The organism is Intestinibacillus massiliensis (assembly GCF_900155735.1).
Lineage (GTDB): Bacteria > Bacillota > Clostridia > Oscillospirales > Butyricicoccaceae > Intestinibacillus > Intestinibacillus massiliensis.
Window position 1 is genome coordinate 433,695 of sequence record NZ_LT707060.1, and the last position, 16,481, is coordinate 450,175.

Annotated in this window: 17 protein-coding genes and 1 pseudogene; 13 read left to right on the forward strand and 5 right to left on the reverse strand. The window is 61.9% G+C overall.

All coding sequences use genetic code 11. From position 1 onward, the window contains the following. Window positions 1–316 (reverse strand): annotated as a pseudogene (locus tag CZ203_RS14820) (GPR endopeptidase); the annotation flags it as partial. Window positions 317–468: 152 nt separating this feature from the next. Here CZ203_RS14820 and rpsT point away from each other — a divergent pair. The 4 genes from rpsT to CZ203_RS13545 all read left to right on the forward strand — a co-directional run bounded on the left by rpsT (window position 469) and on the right by CZ203_RS13545 (window position 2,987). Further along, window positions 469–732: a 30S ribosomal protein S20 gene (gene rpsT, locus CZ203_RS13530; protein WP_087066625.1), complete on the forward strand. Its 264-nt coding sequence runs from the start codon at window positions 469–471 to the stop codon at window positions 730–732. 148 nt (window positions 733–880) lie between these two features. After that, the gene (locus CZ203_RS13535) at window positions 881–1,165 is read left to right on the forward strand and encodes an autorepressor SdpR family transcription factor (protein ID WP_087066626.1); all 285 of its coding nucleotides are present in this window, start codon (window positions 881–883) and stop codon (window positions 1,163–1,165) included. Further along, a complete protein-coding gene (locus CZ203_RS13540) occupies window positions 1,149–1,799 on the forward strand; it encodes an SdpI family protein (RefSeq protein WP_087066627.1) in 651 nt (216 codons plus the stop codon). The genes CZ203_RS13535 and CZ203_RS13540 overlap by 17 nt, the downstream gene beginning before the upstream one ends. A gap of 111 nt (window positions 1,800–1,910) precedes the next feature. Next, window positions 1,911–2,987, forward strand: a complete 1,077-nt coding sequence (locus CZ203_RS13545) for an S-layer homology domain-containing protein (RefSeq protein WP_087066628.1) — start codon at window positions 1,911–1,913, stop codon at window positions 2,985–2,987. Window positions 2,988–3,053: 66 nt separating this feature from the next. Here the strand turns inward: CZ203_RS13545 and CZ203_RS13550 are convergent, their stop codons facing one another. The 3 genes from CZ203_RS13550 to CZ203_RS14320 form a co-directional block, all read right to left on the reverse strand. Further along, window positions 3,054–3,305, reverse strand: a complete 252-nt coding sequence (locus tag CZ203_RS13550; protein ID WP_087066629.1) for a DUF1653 domain-containing protein — start codon at window positions 3,303–3,305, stop codon at window positions 3,054–3,056. Between the two features lie 75 nt (window positions 3,306–3,380). Beyond that, a complete protein-coding gene (locus CZ203_RS13555) occupies window positions 3,381–5,039 on the reverse strand; it encodes a ribonuclease J (protein ID WP_087066630.1) in 1,659 nt (552 codons plus the stop codon). Between the two features lie 27 nt (window positions 5,040–5,066). After that, entirely contained in the window at window positions 5,067–5,468 is a 402-nt protein-coding gene (locus CZ203_RS14320; protein WP_143436228.1) for a hypothetical protein, read from the reverse strand. A 315-nt stretch (window positions 5,469–5,783) separates the two neighbouring features. Between CZ203_RS14320 and CZ203_RS13560 the strand changes: the two genes are divergently transcribed. From CZ203_RS13560 to CZ203_RS13570, 3 genes are all read left to right on the forward strand, one after another. After that, complete coding sequence (locus tag CZ203_RS13560) at window positions 5,784–6,395, forward strand: 3D domain-containing protein (RefSeq protein ID WP_087066631.1); 612 nt, start codon at window positions 5,784–5,786, stop codon at window positions 6,393–6,395. Between the two features lie 85 nt (window positions 6,396–6,480). Continuing rightward, a complete protein-coding gene (locus CZ203_RS13565; protein ID WP_087066633.1) occupies window positions 6,481–7,005 on the forward strand; it encodes a transcription repressor NadR in 525 nt (174 codons plus the stop codon). Between the two features lie 118 nt (window positions 7,006–7,123). Then, entirely contained in the window at window positions 7,124–7,714 is a 591-nt protein-coding gene (locus CZ203_RS13570) for a hypothetical protein (protein WP_087066635.1), read from the forward strand. A gap of 106 nt (window positions 7,715–7,820) precedes the next feature. On the opposite strand, the gene CZ203_RS13575 is transcribed toward CZ203_RS13570, so the two are convergent. Further along, entirely contained in the window at window positions 7,821–8,798 is a 978-nt protein-coding gene (locus tag CZ203_RS13575) for a biotin--[acetyl-CoA-carboxylase] ligase (RefSeq protein ID WP_087066637.1), read from the reverse strand. Between the two features lie 143 nt (window positions 8,799–8,941). On the opposite strand from CZ203_RS13575, the gene CZ203_RS13580 reads away from it, so the two are divergent. From CZ203_RS13580 to sigE, 6 genes are all read left to right on the forward strand, one after another. After that, window positions 8,942–9,745: a YlmH family RNA-binding protein gene (locus tag CZ203_RS13580; RefSeq protein WP_087066641.1), complete on the forward strand. Its 804-nt coding sequence runs from the start codon at window positions 8,942–8,944 to the stop codon at window positions 9,743–9,745. Window positions 9,746–9,991: 246 nt separating this feature from the next. After that, complete coding sequence (locus CZ203_RS13585; RefSeq protein ID WP_087066643.1) at window positions 9,992–12,592, forward strand: S-layer homology domain-containing protein; 2,601 nt, start codon at window positions 9,992–9,994, stop codon at window positions 12,590–12,592. Window positions 12,593–12,705: 113 nt separating this feature from the next. Then, complete coding sequence (locus CZ203_RS13590) at window positions 12,706–13,365, forward strand: TetR/AcrR family transcriptional regulator (protein WP_087066645.1); 660 nt, start codon at window positions 12,706–12,708, stop codon at window positions 13,363–13,365. An 85-nt stretch (window positions 13,366–13,450) separates the two neighbouring features. Further along, window positions 13,451–14,683: an MFS transporter gene (locus CZ203_RS13595; RefSeq protein ID WP_087066647.1), complete on the forward strand. Its 1,233-nt coding sequence runs from the start codon at window positions 13,451–13,453 to the stop codon at window positions 14,681–14,683. A 132-nt stretch (window positions 14,684–14,815) separates the two neighbouring features. Next, the gene (locus CZ203_RS13600) at window positions 14,816–15,676 is read left to right on the forward strand and encodes a sigma-E processing peptidase SpoIIGA (protein ID WP_087066649.1); all 861 of its coding nucleotides are present in this window, start codon (window positions 14,816–14,818) and stop codon (window positions 15,674–15,676) included. Window positions 15,677–15,688: 12 nt separating this feature from the next. After that, the gene (gene sigE / locus CZ203_RS13605) at window positions 15,689–16,405 is read left to right on the forward strand and encodes an RNA polymerase sporulation sigma factor SigE (RefSeq protein WP_087066651.1); all 717 of its coding nucleotides are present in this window, start codon (window positions 15,689–15,691) and stop codon (window positions 16,403–16,405) included. Window positions 16,406–16,481: the final 76 nt, after the last annotated feature.

Below are 16,481 nucleotides of genomic sequence, written 5' to 3' on the forward strand. Positions count from 1 at the left end.
CCAGGCCGACGACGAGCGCGGGCCCCTCCGGCGCCTGCGGCAGCAGCTTTGCCAGCAGGCCGGACAGCGCGGTGCACGCGCGCGGGAAGGCGTCGTTCTCGCGGCGGATCAGCGCGCCCAGGCCAAGCGTGACGTAATTGCCGCACGGCTTGCCGACGGCGCGCGCGCCCTCCTCGCTCGAAATTTCGATTTCCGTTACTTCAAAGCCCTCCGTGTCGGAAACCCTGCGGTGTACGCCCTGCAGCCCGGACAGCTCCTGCCCGCCGCGCTCGGTCAGTTCAAGCGCCTCCATGGCGAGGTCGGTGCGGAATGCCATGCAAATTCGCTCCTTTATCATCATATATAAGGGTAGGTTGCGGAGAAATATCCGCCCTATACGGAAAAGTACGAAAAAAAGGCTTGCTTTTTTCCGGGGAGGATGGTAAAATAAAAAGCACTGACGAATAGAGCCAAAGGAGGTGGATCGGAATGCCGAATATTAAATCTGCCAAGAAGCGCGTAAAAGTGACCAAGGTTAAGAATATGCAGAATCAGGTCGTAAAGTCTGCGCTGAAGACCATCCTGAAGAAGTACGACGCGGCTGTTGCCAGCGGCGACAAGCAGGCGGCGGAGGCGGCTTATAAGGTTGCGGTCAAGGCTGTTGACCAGGCGGCTGCAAAGCACATCATGCACAAGAACAACGCTGCCAACAAGAAGAGCGCACTGACCTTAAAGCTGAACGCAATGGCGTAATCAGCACATACAGTAATGGGAAGCCTGCCGGGGGACGGCGGGCTTTTTATTTTTTCTAGTATATTTAGACAATGATCAAAATGTTCTTGACAATCCCTGTGGGTTGTTGTATCCTACATTTAGATAAAGATCGAAATGAGGTGGGTACATGGGGTTTCAGCAGAGCTTTAAGGCGCTGTCCGACCCGATCCGGCGGGACATCCTGCATCTGTTGCAGCGCGGCTCGATGGCGGCGGGCGATATCGCGGCGAAGTTCAACGTGTCCGGCGCGACGGTCTCGCACCATTTATCCATTTTGCGGGAGGCCGGGCTGGTCCTCGATGAAAAACGCGGGAAGTACATCTATTATGAACTGAACATGTCGGTCGTCGATGAGATTATCGGTTGGATGACCGGGCTGAAGGGAGAGGGCAAGGATGAAAAAATTAAGTAGGATGCAAATTGCGGTCTGGGTTCTCGCGGCCGTGCCGGTGCTGGCGGTCGCGCTGTGCTACGGCAGCCTGCCGGCACAGGTGCCGATGCACTGGGGGCTGTCCGGCGTGGTGTCCTATGGGGAAAAATGGCAGCTTTGGCTGATAGCGGGCATGGCGCCGCTGCTTGCCGTGCTGTTCCCGCTGCTGCCCAAGATCGACCCGCGGCGGCGCAGCTATGACAAGTTCATGGGCTCCTATCTGGTGTTCCAGCTCGTCATGATGCTGTTCCTGGCCGTGATGACCGGGATCGTGCTGGCGGAGGGGCTGCGGCCGGGCCTGGTGGACGTGGGCGTCGTCGTGTGCGCGCTGGTCAGCCTGCTCTTCATCATACTCGGGAACATGATGCCAAAATTCCGCCCGAACTGGTTCTTCGGCATTAAAAACCCCTGGACGATCTCGAGCGAGGCCGTGTGGGTGCGCACGCACCGGATGGGCGGCCGCCTGCTGTTTGCGGCGGGCGTCCTGGGGCTGCTGGGCTGTTTCCTCCCGCCCGTGCCGCGGTTTGCGGTGCTGATCGGCGCGGCCTGTGCGGCGGTGCTGCTGCCTAGCGTGATGAGCTTTTTCTGGTACCGCAGCGAGCAGCAAAACGGCTGACCGCGGCGCGATCCGACACGCTTTTTTTGCATGGACTTGACAGCCTGTGATATAATACTTAAATGCGAAGTGTATATGCAAATTTAAGGACCAATCAGAGGTGAAAAGTCAATGCAGAGACATAAAAAATCAACTTTTTTACTGGTCGGCATGTTGCTGGCGGCAATGCTGTCGGTTTCCTATGTGGCGTTCGCCGCCGACAAGCCGGAAGGGGAAGGGGAGCCTGTGCCGCCGCAGTATGCTTATATTTCCAACCGGTCGGTCTACTTTTACGATGTGGACGAAAGCTACCCCTGGGCGGTGCAGGCGGTCGATTACCTGGCCGCGGCGGACGTCGTCCGGGGCACGGACAATTACCTGTTTGAGCCTGACGCGCCGATCAGCCGCGCGGATTTCGTGCTGATGCTGTACCGCGCGTATGATATGAGCGAGTACCGGACAGGGCAGAACTTCCCCGACGTGCCGGCGGGCGCGTACTATGCGGACGCGGTGCTGGCGGCGAAGAACCTGGGCATCGCGAGCGGCGACGGCGGGAAGTTCCTGCCCGATGCGCCGATCACGCGCGAGGACGCGATGGTGCTGCTCGCGCGCACCGTCAGCCGCGCCGGGATGACGCTGGCGCCCGGCAGCCTCGGCGGGTTTACGGACGCCGCGCGGGTGTCGGGCTATGCGCAGGAGGCGGCGGGCGCGCTCGTCCGCGCAGGCGTCGTCAGCGGCGATGAGGATGGCCTGCGCCCGGCGGGCAATGTCAGCCGCGCGGAAATGGCCGTCATGCTGTACCGCGTGCGGATGCTCCAGCAGACGGACGACGGCGTACATTATAAGGCACACCCGGAACGCATCAACCTGTGTATCGGCGACCAAGTGTACAGCGGCGTGACCATTACGAATTACGACGGCGCCAAGGACTATGAGGGGCTGGTCGCTTATACCTCGTTCCGCCGCTCCGGCAGCGGGCATGAGGTCGAGCTGGACAGCGCGGCGCCGGTGGAAAGCCAGGTACGCTATGAAAACGGCACACTGTTCGTAGACGGCGTACAGGTTCCCGTGGCGGAAACATGCGTTGCCATCCAGACGCAGCCGTACAGCATCCTGGAGGGGCTGCGCAGCACGGGGCAGCAGTACCGCGCGGCCGCCGTCTCCTATAACGCGGACGGCGAAGCGGACATCATCTATTATATGGTATAAGGCGGTAAAAAAGGGGCGCTTCCCACTGTGGGAAGCGCCCCCTTTTGGCATGGCTGCGGCGCGGCGTCAGGCCAGGCTGCCGCGGCGGACGCGCTCGAACCGCCACTGCTGCGCGGCGTCCGGGTACTTGCTGCGGTCGGTTTCACCCAGGAACATCGGCAGCGGGCGCGCATAACAGCGGTAATCGCCGTACAGCGCCTGATAGATGACGAGCGTTTCGCGCGTTTCGGAATGTTCGGCCAGCGCGACGACCTGGTACAGCCTGCCCTTAAAATGGCGGTACAGTTCGCCGGGCTGCGGCAAAGGCCTTCCGGGCATGGTGTGTCCCCCTTCCTCAAATGAAACGCCGCGCGGCACAGGCCGCGCGGCGTTTTGCTGCCCTGGTCGGGCAGGTTAGATTTCCATGATGACCGGCAGGATCATCGGGCTGCGCTGCGTCTTCTTATAAAGATACTCGTTCAGCTCGTTCTTGATCTGGGTCTTGATGCCGCTCCAGTCGCGGATCTTGTCGTCCAGGCATTTATCAAGCGCCTTCTGGGAGACCTTGCGGAGCTGCTCCATCAGGTCGTCGGCTTCCTTGACATAGATAAAGCCGCGGGACACGATGTCCGGGCCGGCGATCACGACGCCGGTCTCGCGGTCCATCGTCACGACGACGACCAGGAGGCCGTCCTCCGCCAAGTGCTTGCGGTCGCGCAGCACTGCGGTGCCGACGTCGCCGATGCCGAGGCCGTCCACCAGGACGCGCCCCGCCGGGACGGGGTTTGCCAGGCGGGCGGATTTTTCGGTGATTTCAATGGGGCGGCCGATCTCGGAGATCAGGATGTTTTTCGGGTTGACGCCCATGCCCTCCGCCAGCTTCGCGTGGATCTGCAGGTGGCGATGCTCGCCGTGCACGGGGATGAAATACTTGGGCTTGCAGAGCGCGAGCATCAGCTTCTGCTCCTCCTGGCAGGCATGGCCGGAAACGTGGATCGCGGCGTTGCGGTCGTAAATGACCTCCGCGCCCTTTTTGGACAGTTCGTTGATCATGTTGTAGACCGACTTTTCGTTGCCTGGGATGGCGGAAGCCGCGATCAGGATGCGGTCGCCCGGCACGACCTCGACCTGCTTGTGTGCGGAGAAGGCCATGCGGTAGAGGGCGGACATGGTCTCGCCCTGGGAGCCGGTGGAGATGATGACGATCTTGTTGCGCGGGTAGCGGTTGATCGTATTGAGCTCAATGAGCACATTCTTCCGGTCGCTCAAATACCCCAGCTCCATGGCGACGCCGGAGATGTTCTCCATGCTGCGCCCGCAGATCGCCACCTTGCGCCCGTGCCGCGCCGCGATATCCAGTACCTGCTGGATGCGGTAGATGTTCGAGGCGAACGTCGCGACGATGATGCGCTGGTCGCAGTCCTTAAAGTAGTTCTCCAGGGACTTGCCGACCGTCTGCTCGCTCGGGGTGTAGCCCGGGCGCTCGACATTTGTCGAATCGCTCATCAGCGCCAGCACGCCGGCCTTGCCCAGCTCGCCGAAGCGCGCCAGGTCGATCATCTCGCCCGAAACCGGCGTCAGGTCGACCTTGAAGTCGCCCGTGTGGATCAGGACGCCCAGCGGGGTGGTGATGGCGAGCGCGACCGAGTCGGCGATTGAGTGGTTCGTGTGGATGAACTCCACGCCGAAGCAGCCCAGCTTGATCTGGTCGCCGGCCTTGACGCGCATCAGCTTGACCTTGTCAAGCAGACGGTGCTCGGTCAGCTTGTGCTCAATGATGCCGCAGGTCAGGCGCGTGGCGTAGACCGGGACGTTTACCTCGCGCAGCACGTAGGGCAGCGCGCCGATATGGTCCTCATGGCCGTGCGTGATGACGAATGCGCGCACCTTGCTGCGGTGGCGCTTCAAATAGGTCACGTCCGGGATGACGAGGTCTACGCCGAGCATATCGTCGTCCGGGAAGGCCAGGCCGCAGTCGACGACGATGATATCGTTGCCGCACTCGATCGCGGTCATATTCTTGCCGATCTCATTGAGGCCGCCAAGGGGTACAATCTTCAATTTTTCCTTCATAATGGTTTGATCACTTTCCTTTACATCTTAAACGTACATTATAATAAAATACCAAAATAGCCTGACGGCGCACCGCTTCTCCACAGCAGGCGGGCGGCACAGGCGTTTCGTCATGGGTGGGCGGCTGCGGCTATGCCGCGCCGCATTGCCGGAAAAGGCGGCAAAAAACCAAGGGAAACCGACGGGCGGTCCCCCAGGTGTCCATTTGCATTTCCCGTATACAAAGAGGCTGAAAAACAGCCTGAAAAGCCAAATCAACCGGCCATCAAAAAATAAATCATTTTTAGTATAGCATGAAAATAATATTTTGTACAGTCCGGATTTGCAGGAAGCGTTCGACAGGATGCGCAGGGCGGCGGCGTGCCCGCCTGGCCATAAGGCGCGCGGATTTGGGTATAGTATATGCGGGGCAAAGCGGGTTTTACGCATGTGCGTTTGCCTCCGTTTTGCGGTATGGGGTAGGCGGCTTTTTGGCGGCAAAGGCGGGACGGCTGGCTGCGGCGGAAAGTTACAGAATGGTAAAAACAGCAAAATAATTCGGCATAATACCACAAAACTGCGAAAAATGTCGTGTGAAAAGTTGTGACATAGCACTATAATTTCAAAAAAACGTTTGACAAACACAGGCTCCGTGTGTATGATAGATTACAAGTTGGTAACAATACGAAAACAGAACGGTAACACCATGAAAGCCGTTACCGTCGCTGCAATAGGCAGCTTTTCACAACGGAGTTAGGAGTTTATATGTTTTTCCATTCTAAAAAAATTGCCCGGTGCGCCGCGGCGGTTGCAATCGCCCTCTGCATGGGCATTGTCCCGGCTGCGTATGCGTACGATGCAGGGCAGGCGGCCGTCGCGGTGATCGCACCGACCACCGGCGGCAGCGCGCAGGGCGTAGCCCGCAGCGCAGACCAGATGGAAGCTGCGCAGGCGGCGGAAGCGGCCAAGGCGGCGCAGGCGGCGGAGGAAGCGCGCCTGGCGTCCCTCGTATACCGCCCGGTTTACGGCGCGGCGGTGCAGTATTCCACGGCCAAGACGGCCGGCGAGGTCATCAAGGCCAACGGCAGCTATGCCGGCAACTTCAAGCTGACGTTCTATTGCCCGTGCAGCCAGTGTTCCGGCCCCTGGGGCGGCGGCACAAGCTCCGGCAAGCGCGCGGCGGAAGGCCGTACGATTGCGGTAGACCCGAAAAAAATCCCGATCGGCAGCCGCGTGTATATCGAGGGCTTCGGCGACTTTATCGCGGAGGACGTCGGCGGCGCGATCAAGGGCAATAAGATCGATATCTTCGTCAACAGCCATAGCCGCTGCTATGACCTCGGCGTCAAGTACGCGAACGTATATGTGATGAACTAATTGCGAAGGGGACCCGTCCGGGTCCCCTTTTTGCTTGTCAGCAAACGCGTTTTCTGCTATAGTAGGCAATACGAGGTGATGCAGGATGAACGCTGCCGGACGGCGCGAATGGATTGCAAAATTATTGGCGGAGGCCGGCGCCCCGCTGAGCGCGAGCGCAATTGCCAAACAGTGCGCGGTGAGCCGCCAGGTCGTGGTGGGCGATATCGCGCTGCTGCGCGCGGGCGGCCTGGGCGTGCTGGCGACGCCGCGCGGCTATGTGCTGGAAACGCCCGCCACATCCCCGGAGCTGTACGAGGGCACGGTCGTCTGCGCGCATGACGGCGACGGGCGCATGGCGGAAGAACTGTACACGGTCGTCGACCTGGGCGGCGCGGTGCTGGACGTGACGGTCGAGCATTCGGTCTACGGGCAGATCTGCGCGCAACTCCATGTGTTTTCGCGGTATGATACCGACCTGTTTTTGGAGAAAATCCGGGAGTCCGGCGCGCGCCCGCTGTGCGACCTGACCGGCGGCGTGCACCTGCACCGCATCCGGTGCGCCGACGAGGCCGCGTTCCGGCGGATCGTGGAAGCGCTGCAGCGCAGGGGGATTTTATTTACACGTTAGCGTGGTGAAATTTTTTCAGCCGGGCGGTTGACAATTGCAGGAAGCGTGCTATAATAGCCTAGACAGGTGTCATGACACATGTCTAGGCTATTGACATGCAAAAGGAGCGTAAAAGAGTATGAATACCACCACTGCCAACCAGAAGCTATACCGCCTGGTACTGGCCGGCCTGCTGTGCGCGGTCGCAATCGTCATCCCGATCTTTTCCCCAGTCAAGATCCAGCTGGAGCCTGCGTCCTTCACGCTGGCAAGCCATGTAGCGATCTTTATCGCCATGTTTATTTCCCCGACGGTCGCGGTTGCGGTCAACCTCGGCGCGACGCTGGGCTTTTTCCTGGCCGGGTTCCCGATTGTCGTCGTCATGCGCGCGTTCAGCCAGGTCGTGTTCGCGTTTGTTGGCGCGAAATACATCCAGAAGCACCCGGCGCTGCCGTCCGCCCCGTTCAAGCTGGGCACGCAGGCGTTCAGCCTGCTGATCGGCGTGCTGCACGCGGTCTGCGAGGTGCTGATCGTGCTGCCGTTCTATTTTGGCGGCAATATGGAGGCCTATGCGCAGCGCGGGTTCTTCATCGGCGTGTTTATGCTCGTCGGCGTGGGCACGGTGATCCATTCCATGGTCGACTTTGCAATCGCGGGCGTGATCTGGAAGCCCCTGCAGCATGCGATCCGCCCGGCGGTTTCCGCGGCGGCCGCGCCTGCACAACAGTAAGCACCCCTTATTTTTCTCACTATATGGATATCCCAAGTAAAAGCGCCCGGCCAGCTGGCCGGGCGCTTTTACTTATGGGAACAAACGCCACGGCGCGGCGTCATAATCATAGGCGGATGGAAATTTCGCCGGAGGACAGCGTATGCAGCTTGCCGTCCCCATCCCGGACGAGCAGGTGCCCGTCTTCGTCTACGTCGACGGCCTCGGCGGTATAGGCGCCGTGCGGGCCGACAACCCGTACGGTTTTGCCGAGCATGCACAGCAGGCTGCGGTACTGGCTGATCAGGCCTGCGGCGCCGTCCGTACACAGCAGGCGGTAGCAGCCCTCGACATGGTTCAGGATGGCGGCGGCCAGCACGGCGCGGCGCGGCGGCGCAGCGCAGAAATCGGACAGGCTGCCGGCGACCCCGCGCACCTCGGGCGGCAGCGCCCCCGGGTCAAGGCGCAGGTTGATGCCGATACCGAGCACAGCGAAATCCACAGCACCCGTTTCGCCTTCGATCGAGGCTTCGGTCAGGATGCCGCAAAGCTTTTTGCCCTCCATCAGCACGTCGTTGACCCATTTGATGCCGGGCATAAAGCCGCAGGTCTCGTGGATCGCCCGGCAGACCGCGACGGCCGCCGCGATCGTCAGGTAATTGAGCTGCGAGAGGGGCAGGCTGGGGCGCAGCAGCACGCTCATGTACAGCCCGCCCCCCGGCGGGGACGCAAAGGCGCGCCCCAGGCGGCCGCGCCCCGCGGACTGCTGCTCCGCGATGGCCGTGAAGCCGTGTCTCGCGGTCGGGTAGGAGCGCTTGATCAGCGTATTGGTCGAGCCGGTCTCGCGCAGCACGACCAGTTCGCGGCCGAGCGCTTCGGTGCGCAGCCCGGCAAGGACGGCGGCGTCCGTCAGGCTGTCGTCGCCCGTCTGGAGCCGGTAGCCCCCGCCGGGCACGGCCTCGATGCCCAGGCCGTCCGCCCGCAGGCGGTCGATCGCCTTCCACACGGCGGCGCGCGATACGCCGAGCTGCTCCGCGAGCGCCTCCCCGCTGACATATTCCCCGCGCCGGCGCTCCAGCGCGGCCAGTACCTCGTCGCGTACCATATCCCCAATACCCCTTTTCCGCAAAGTTTACAGATCATATATGCAGATATTATTGTAAACGATTTGACGGTAAGGTACAATTGTATTGCCGCATTTCCCATAAAAAATTTATTAGGGGGCAGGCGGCAGGAGGGGAGATACTGTTGAAAACAAAGGCGGAGATTATCCGCGCGCTGGCGCAGGCCGAGGAAGACAGGGTGCTGCTCGCGCAGGCGCTCGACAAGCTGGAGACCTGCCGGACGCGCTCCTACCAGACGAATACCCGTTTCCTGGACCTGCGGGAACGCACGCTTGTCACGGAGGCCGTCCGGCTAGCGGACGGTACGGGCGGGATGGTGGTCACGGGCGGCTATGCGGATGCGGAGCGCGCCGTCGCGGTCTTTTACCCGGAATATATGACGGCGGAGGACGCGCTTTCGCCGGAAAACAGCCCGTTTGCCGTGCTGCGCGCGCAGAAGCACCCGGCGGATACGCTGACCCACCGCGACTACCTGGGCGCGCTCATGGGGCTGCAGGTCAAGCGGGAGTGCATCGGGGATATCCTGGTGCATGGGACGGGCGCGGACCTCATCGTCCTGCGCGAGGTGGCGGATTTCCTGCTGCTGCATTTTGACCGTGCGGGGCGCAAACGGCTGGAGGTGCAGGAGATTGCGCCGGGCAGCCTCTGTATCCCGCAGGAAAGCGGGGAGGAAAAGGAAGGCAGCGTCGCATCCATGCGCCTGGACAGCGTCACGGCGCTACTGTTCGGCCTGTCCCGGGCGGAAGCGCAGGAGCAGATCGCAAAAGGGCAGGTGTTCCTGAATTTTTTGCAGTGCGCTAAGGCGGAAAAGGACGTGCGGGAGGGCGACTGGATCACGCTGCGCGGCATGGGGCGGGCGCGGGTGACCGCGCTATCCGGCACCAGCCGCAAGGGGCGGCAGTTCCTCCGGTATGTGCGCTCGCGCTGAGCGCTTCTTTTCATGTTTGTGACAGATCTGTGAAAAACGCCGGATAAGGGTACACAAAAAGGGAGTTTAATGGTATAATAGCGGAAAGCATCCGCGGATGCGCGTCCCCTCCGGGCAGGGGGGCGGCGCGCGCGGCGGGGGCGCCGTGTTTCGGCGGGATTCGCCGCGCGCTGCTGCTATGATAGTCCGGGTGCGTTCCCGATTAGGACGGCATACCATCAAGATTAACCGAAGAGGTGAAATGCTTTGAAGAATTTAAAAAGGTTCCTTTCCGGCGTCCTCGCAGGCGCCCTGCTGCTGGCCGCGTCACCCATGGCGCTGGCCGCGAGCGACATCGAGAACCACTGGTCAAAAAGCTATATCGAGTACATGAGCAAGCTCGGGGTCATGAAAGCCTCGTCCGACGGCACCTATAAGCCGGATCAGGCGATTTCCCGCGCGGAGTTCATGCGCTACTTAAACCGCGCGTTCCACTTTACGGACAAGGCGAATATCAGCTTTTCCGACGTCACGGACACCAGCGCCTGGTATTACGAGCCGGTGCAGGTCGCGGTCGCGCACGGGTATATCAACGGCATGGGCGATAACAAGATGGCGCCGCTCGGCAACCTGACGCGCGAGCAGGCCGCGACGATCATCGGCCGCCTGCACAAGTACACGCCGACGGCGAGCGCCTCCAGCCTGACCTTTACGGACAAGAACAAGATCCAGAGCTACAGCGCGGGCTATATCGCCGAAGCGGTGGACAAGGGCTATATCGTCGGCTACCCGGACGGCTCGTTTAAGCCGCAGGAGCTGATCACCCGCGCGCAGATGGCCAAGATCCTGTACGCCTATATGGGCACGTCGCTCGACCAGAAGGACGCCAGCTACACCGGCAAAGACCTGCGCTCGGACACCGATAACGTGACGATCTGCGAGCCGGCCACGCTGTCCGACGCGGAGATCGACGGCGACCTCTATATTACGGAGGGCGTGCTGAGCGGCACGGTCGAGCTGCGGGACGTCAAGGTGAAGGGCAAGATCGTCGTTTCCGGCGGCGATGTGGTGCTCGACGGCGTGGACGCGCCCGAAATGGTGGTTTCGACCCCGCTTTCAAACGTGCTGTCCATCAACGCCACGGGCGAGACCAACATCGGCAAGACCGAGATCCAGTCCGCGGCCGCCCTGCGTGAGAGCGGCCTGGACGTGAGCGCGGGCGGCTTCTCCGACCTCGTGGTGACCGGCGACCAGAAGCCGGCGATCACGCTGGACGGCGAGGTGTGGGACGTCAAGGTGCAGGGCGACTGTTCCATGAACACCACCTCCAACTCTTCCATCAACACGCTGACGGCCGACGCGGCCATCACGGTGACGGGCTACGGCTCGATCCAGAAGGCGGTTATCAATAAGAAGGGCGTTTCCCTTTCCGTCGAGCCGTCGAGCTACGAGCTTGCCAGCGGCGTAAGCGCGGAAATCGCGGGCGAGGAAGTTTCCTCCTCGAACGCGGTCACGGTGACGCCGGCGACGGTAACCGTCGACGCGGCAAACTCCAGTAGCTCGGATTCCTATTCCGACTTCACCATCAGCAGCGACCCGCAGACGATCACCAAGCTGGTCTGCGAGGACAAGAACCTCAAGGAAGGCACCGACTACCGTGTGACCGATAAGGGCTTCCGCCTGTATAAAACCTATACGACCAAGCTCAAGGAAGGCAACCACGTCATTACCGTGTACTTTGAGGACGGCACCAAGGGCTCCTTTACGGTCAAGGTCGTCAATTCCGCCAAGAACTCGGTGGATACAGGCGAACTGCACTTTAACAAATACCATGAATCGCTGGAGTACGCCAACCTGACCGTGACACTCTCCCTGGCGAGCGGCGTGACGCTCAATTCCATCAAGATTAGCGGCACCACGCTGGAGCGCGGCACGGACTATACCTACAATACCGCGTCGGGCGTCGTCGTGCTGCAGCGCACCGCGCTCGAAAAGAAAAGTACGGGCAGCTATACCGTCACCTTTAACGTCAGCAAGGGCAACAACCCGACGCTGTCGCTGACCGTCGAGGACTCCTCCCCGAAGAACGAGATTGCGCCGACCTCGGTCGATTTTGACGCAAATTCTTCGAGCGGCGGCTATCAGGATATCCGCGTCGAGCTGACCGCGGTCGACGGCGCGACGCTCAAGAGCGTGTCGTCGGGCGGCAAGACGCTGACGCAGGACTGGCAGTACAAGCTGGACGGCAAGGACGTGGTCCTGAACAAGTCCAATATCGACGATTTTGCGGAGAAGGGCGCGGCCTACTGCGACTTCACCTTTAACATGAGCAAGGGCGAGAATCCCGTCCTGCGCGTCAATTTCGTCACCACCTATGCGATCAAGGTCAACGTTGTGGACGACCTGGGCAACGCGATCGAAGGCGCGAAGGTCGAGATCATCCCGACGGGCGACTCCGCGGTCGACGGCGGCACGCCGGCGCAGAAGGTCGAGAGCAATTCCGAAGGGCTGGCGACGGCCTACGTCAAGCGCGGCACCTACACCGTAACCGCGGAGAGCGACAAGTTCCAGAACAAGTTGACGCGCACCATCACGGTCAACAGCAGTGGGCAGACCGTCAAAATGACGGCGGAAATCCTGGAAAACGTCAAAATTTATGTTACAAGCACGACGGGCGCCAAAATTTCCGGCGCGACCGTCACGCTGGGCAGCCAGACGGTGACGACCGGCGCGGACGGCTTGGCGGAATTCAACATTAAGCGGCAGAGCTATACGCTGCGCGTTACCTGCAGCGGTTACCAGAGCTATACGGAAAGCTTCCTGGTCGAGCAGGAGACGCAAAAGCGCGTACAGATTAAAAACGTGTAACGGCTAGGCCGGATAAGGGCGGGGGTTTTCCCCGCCCTTTTTATGCCTTGACAGGGGGCGCGCCCGCTGTTATACTGGATACATACTAAAAGTATGTATAAGGGGGCGGGCGCATGGCGCGCAATAAGTATCCGGAAGAAACGGTGCAGCGCATCTTGGATGTATCGCTCCGCCTGTTCCTGGAAAAGGGGTACGACCGCACAACGATCCAGGACATCATCGACGCCCTGGGGAACCTGTCCAAGGGCGCGATCTACCACCATTTTAAATCCAAGGAAGACATTTTCGAGGCGGTGCTGGACCGCCTGTATGCTAACAAAGAGCAGGAGATGGACGAAATCCTGCGCGACGCTTCGGCGACCGGCCTGCAAAAGCTGCGCCGGATGATGGACGCCAGCGTGCACGACCCTTCGCAGGATACGCTGTTCATCATTGCGCCGGATATGCGGAAAAACGCGCGCTTCCTCGGCATGCAGCTCCTGGCAATCCAGGAGGTGGCGAAGGGGTATATCGAGCCGGTGCTCCGCGAGGGTATGGCGGACGGTTCCATCCGCACCGGACAGCCGGGCGCGCTTGCAGAAATGTTTTTACTCGCGTGCAACTTCTGGCTGAACCCCCTGGTTTTTTTGGCGGACGAGGAGGAGATGGCGGAAAAATGCGCGCTGATGCGCGGCTGGCTCGCAACGCACGGCCTGGAGTGCCTGCTGGATGCGGCGACGGTCGGCCGGCTGCAAACCTACTGCCGCCTGGTCGCGCAGACCCGGCAAAAATAAACATTGGGGAAAAGGGACTGCCCGCGCGGCAGCTTCTTTTTTACATATATACATACCAAACGTCGGTATTAAAAAGGAGACTACAATGGGCAAACAGAAACTATTCCACCGGGATTTTACCATGGTCGTGTTGGGGCAGGTCATCTCGCTGTTCGGCAACGCCATCCTGCGGTTTGCGCTGCCGCTGTACCTGCTCGACCAGACGGCGTCGCCCGCGCTGGTCGGGCTGGCGTCGGCGCTCGCGTTCCTGCCGATGGCGCTGCTGTCGCCGGTCGGCGGGGTCGTGGCAGACCGCGTCAACAAGCGCAATATCATGGCCGCGCTGGACTTCGGCACGGCGGCGCTGATTGTGCTGTTTAGCGTTGCACTCGGCCGTGTGGCGCTGGTGCCCCTGCTGATAGCGGTGATGATGCTGCTTTACGGCATCCAGGGCGCATACCAGCCCGCGGTGCAGGCCAGCCTCCCGCTGCTCGCGGAGGGCGAGCGGCTGCTGCCGGCCAATGCGGTGATCAACCAGGTCAGTGCGCTCAGCAGCCTGCTCGGCCCGGCGGTCGGCGGGCTGCTGTACGGCGGCTGGGGGCTGCGCCCGATCCTGCTGGTCGGCGGCGTGTGCTTCCTGCTTTCGGCCGTGATGGAGCTATTTATCCACATCCCGCACACGCCGCGGCCGCGTGCCAAGGGCGTGCTGGCCGTGGTCATAGACGATTTGCGGGACAGCTTCCGTTTCCTGCTGCACGAGCGCCCGGTTTTGGCGAAGGCGGTCGGCCTGCTGTGCGCCTTCAACCTGTTCCTGAGCGCGCTGATGATCATTGGGCTGATGGTCATCATCAAGCAGACCCTCGGCATGAGCGACGAGATGTACGGCCTGTCGCAGGGGCTACTGGCCGCGGGCGGCCTTTGCGGCGGCGTCCTGGCGGGCGTGTTTGCGCAAAAGCTGCGGATTGCCCAGGCGCACCGGCTGCTGGCCGGCTGCGCGGCGCTATTGGTACCGGTCGGGCTGGCGCTGCTGCTCGGCATGCCCCGCCTGGCGAGTTTCTGGGTCATTGCGGCGGCAAGCTTTGCGATGATGGCGCTGTCCACGCTGTTCTCCGTGCAGATGCTGGCGTTTGTGCAGGCGCAGACGCCCGAGGCGCTGGTGGGCAAGGTGATCGCCTGCCTGATGGCGGTATCCATGTGCGCGCAGCCCCTTGGGCAGGCCATGTACGGCGCGCTGTTTGAGCAGTTCCCCGGCGCGCCCTGGGCGATTGTGCTGGGCGCCGCGGCGGTATCCGGCGGCATCGCCCTGCTGTCCCGCAAGGCCTTCCATGCGCTGGCGTAGCGCACGGCCTGTCCAAACGGAAGGCGTGTCGCTTTTGGGACGGCGGTTTCCCAAAGTTGTCTGTCCGCTTTGACAAAATGAGACCTGCCCCCGACCCTATAATAAAGGCGTGGACATGGAAGGGGGCGGGGCATGGAAGTCGTGTATATCGATGTGCTCGCCGCGATCAATTTTGCAGTGGATTTCCTGCTGCTGCTCGCGACGGCGCGGCTGGCAGGCGCTTATGCCCGGCGGGCGCGGCTGCTCGCGGGCGCGGCGGCGGGTGCGGCGTATGCGGTGCTGACGGCGTTCCCCATACCGGGGGGGCTGCTGTGGCTGCCGGTGCGGCTGGCCGTCGGCCTCGGCATGGTGCGGCTCGCCTTTGGGCCGCAGGGGCGCACGGCGTTGGGCAAGCGGTTCCTGCTGTTCCTGCTGGTGTCCTTCGGGTTTGCAGGGTGCACGGTGGCGCTCTACCTGATGACGGGCACCCGGCTCGGGCACGGCGGCGTATATTATTTCGACGTGCCGTTCCGCGTGGTCGCCGCGGCCTGCGCAATTTCCTACGTGCTGAGCGGGCTGCTTTTCCGCGGCGCGGCCAAGCACGGTGCGGCGCACCAGACGGCGGAGCAGGTCGAAATCGGCCTGGAAGGGCGGCGCGAGCGCTTTTCCCTGCTGTACGATACGGGGAACGACCTGTCGGACCCGCTCACCGGGCGGCCGGTCGTCGTGCTTGAGCGGCGCGCGGCGGCGCGCCTGCTGCCGCAGGAACTGCTGTTCGTCTGCACCGGCCTGGCGGACGGCGACTGCGCGGGGCTGCTGCCGCGCATCCCGGAGCCATGGCGGGGGCGGTTCCGCCTGCTGCCGTACCGGTCGCTCGGCAACGCGGGCGGGATGCTGCTGATGCTGCGGCCGGACACGGTACAGCGGCAGGGCGGCGCGCGCTATGACGCATATGTGGCAATTACCCCGGACCGTATTGCAAATGGACGGTATGAGGGGCTCATCGGTGTGTGAAAGGGGACGGACATGACAAGATTCAGGGTATACGATTGGCTGACGCGGCTGCTCGTGCGATGGGGGCTGCTGCGCGGCATGCCGGTGCAGTACATCGGCGGCTCGGAGACGCTGCCGCCGCCGCTTGCGGCGCAGGAGGAGGCCGAGGCGCTCGCCGCATGGCGGGAGGGCGATACCGCGGCGCGCGATATCCTGATCGAACGCAACCTGCGGCTGGTGGTCTATATCGCGCGCAAGTTCGAAAACACCGGCATCAACGTGGAGGACCTGATCTCGATCGGCACAATCGGCCTGATCAAGGCGGTTGGCACCTATAAGTCGGACAAAAATACCAAGCTTGCCACGTACGCCTCGCGCTGTATCGAGAACGAGATCCTGATGCACCTGCGCAAGGTGTCCGGCCAGCGCTCGGAGGTCTCCTTCGACGAGCCGCTCTCGTCCGATTGGGACGGCAACGAGTTGCTGCTGAGCGATATCCTGGGCACCGAGCCGGACAGCGTGCTGCGGCCGCTGGAGGACGACGTCGACCGACAGCTCCTCATCCGGGCGCTCGGGCGGCTGCCGGAGCGGGAAAAATGCATTATCTCCATGCGGTTCGGCCTGAACGGCGCAGAGGGCAAAACGCAGAAAGAGGTGGCCGACCTGCTCGGTATCTCGCAGTCCTACATCTCGCGCCTCGAGAAGCGCATTATTTCCCGCATGAAAAAGGATATCCTGAAGTGGGTCTAGCGCCCAACGCGCCGCGGCGCGTAAAGCGTTTTGACATGCCGCGCCCCTTTCTGCTACAATATAGGCAGAAAGGGGC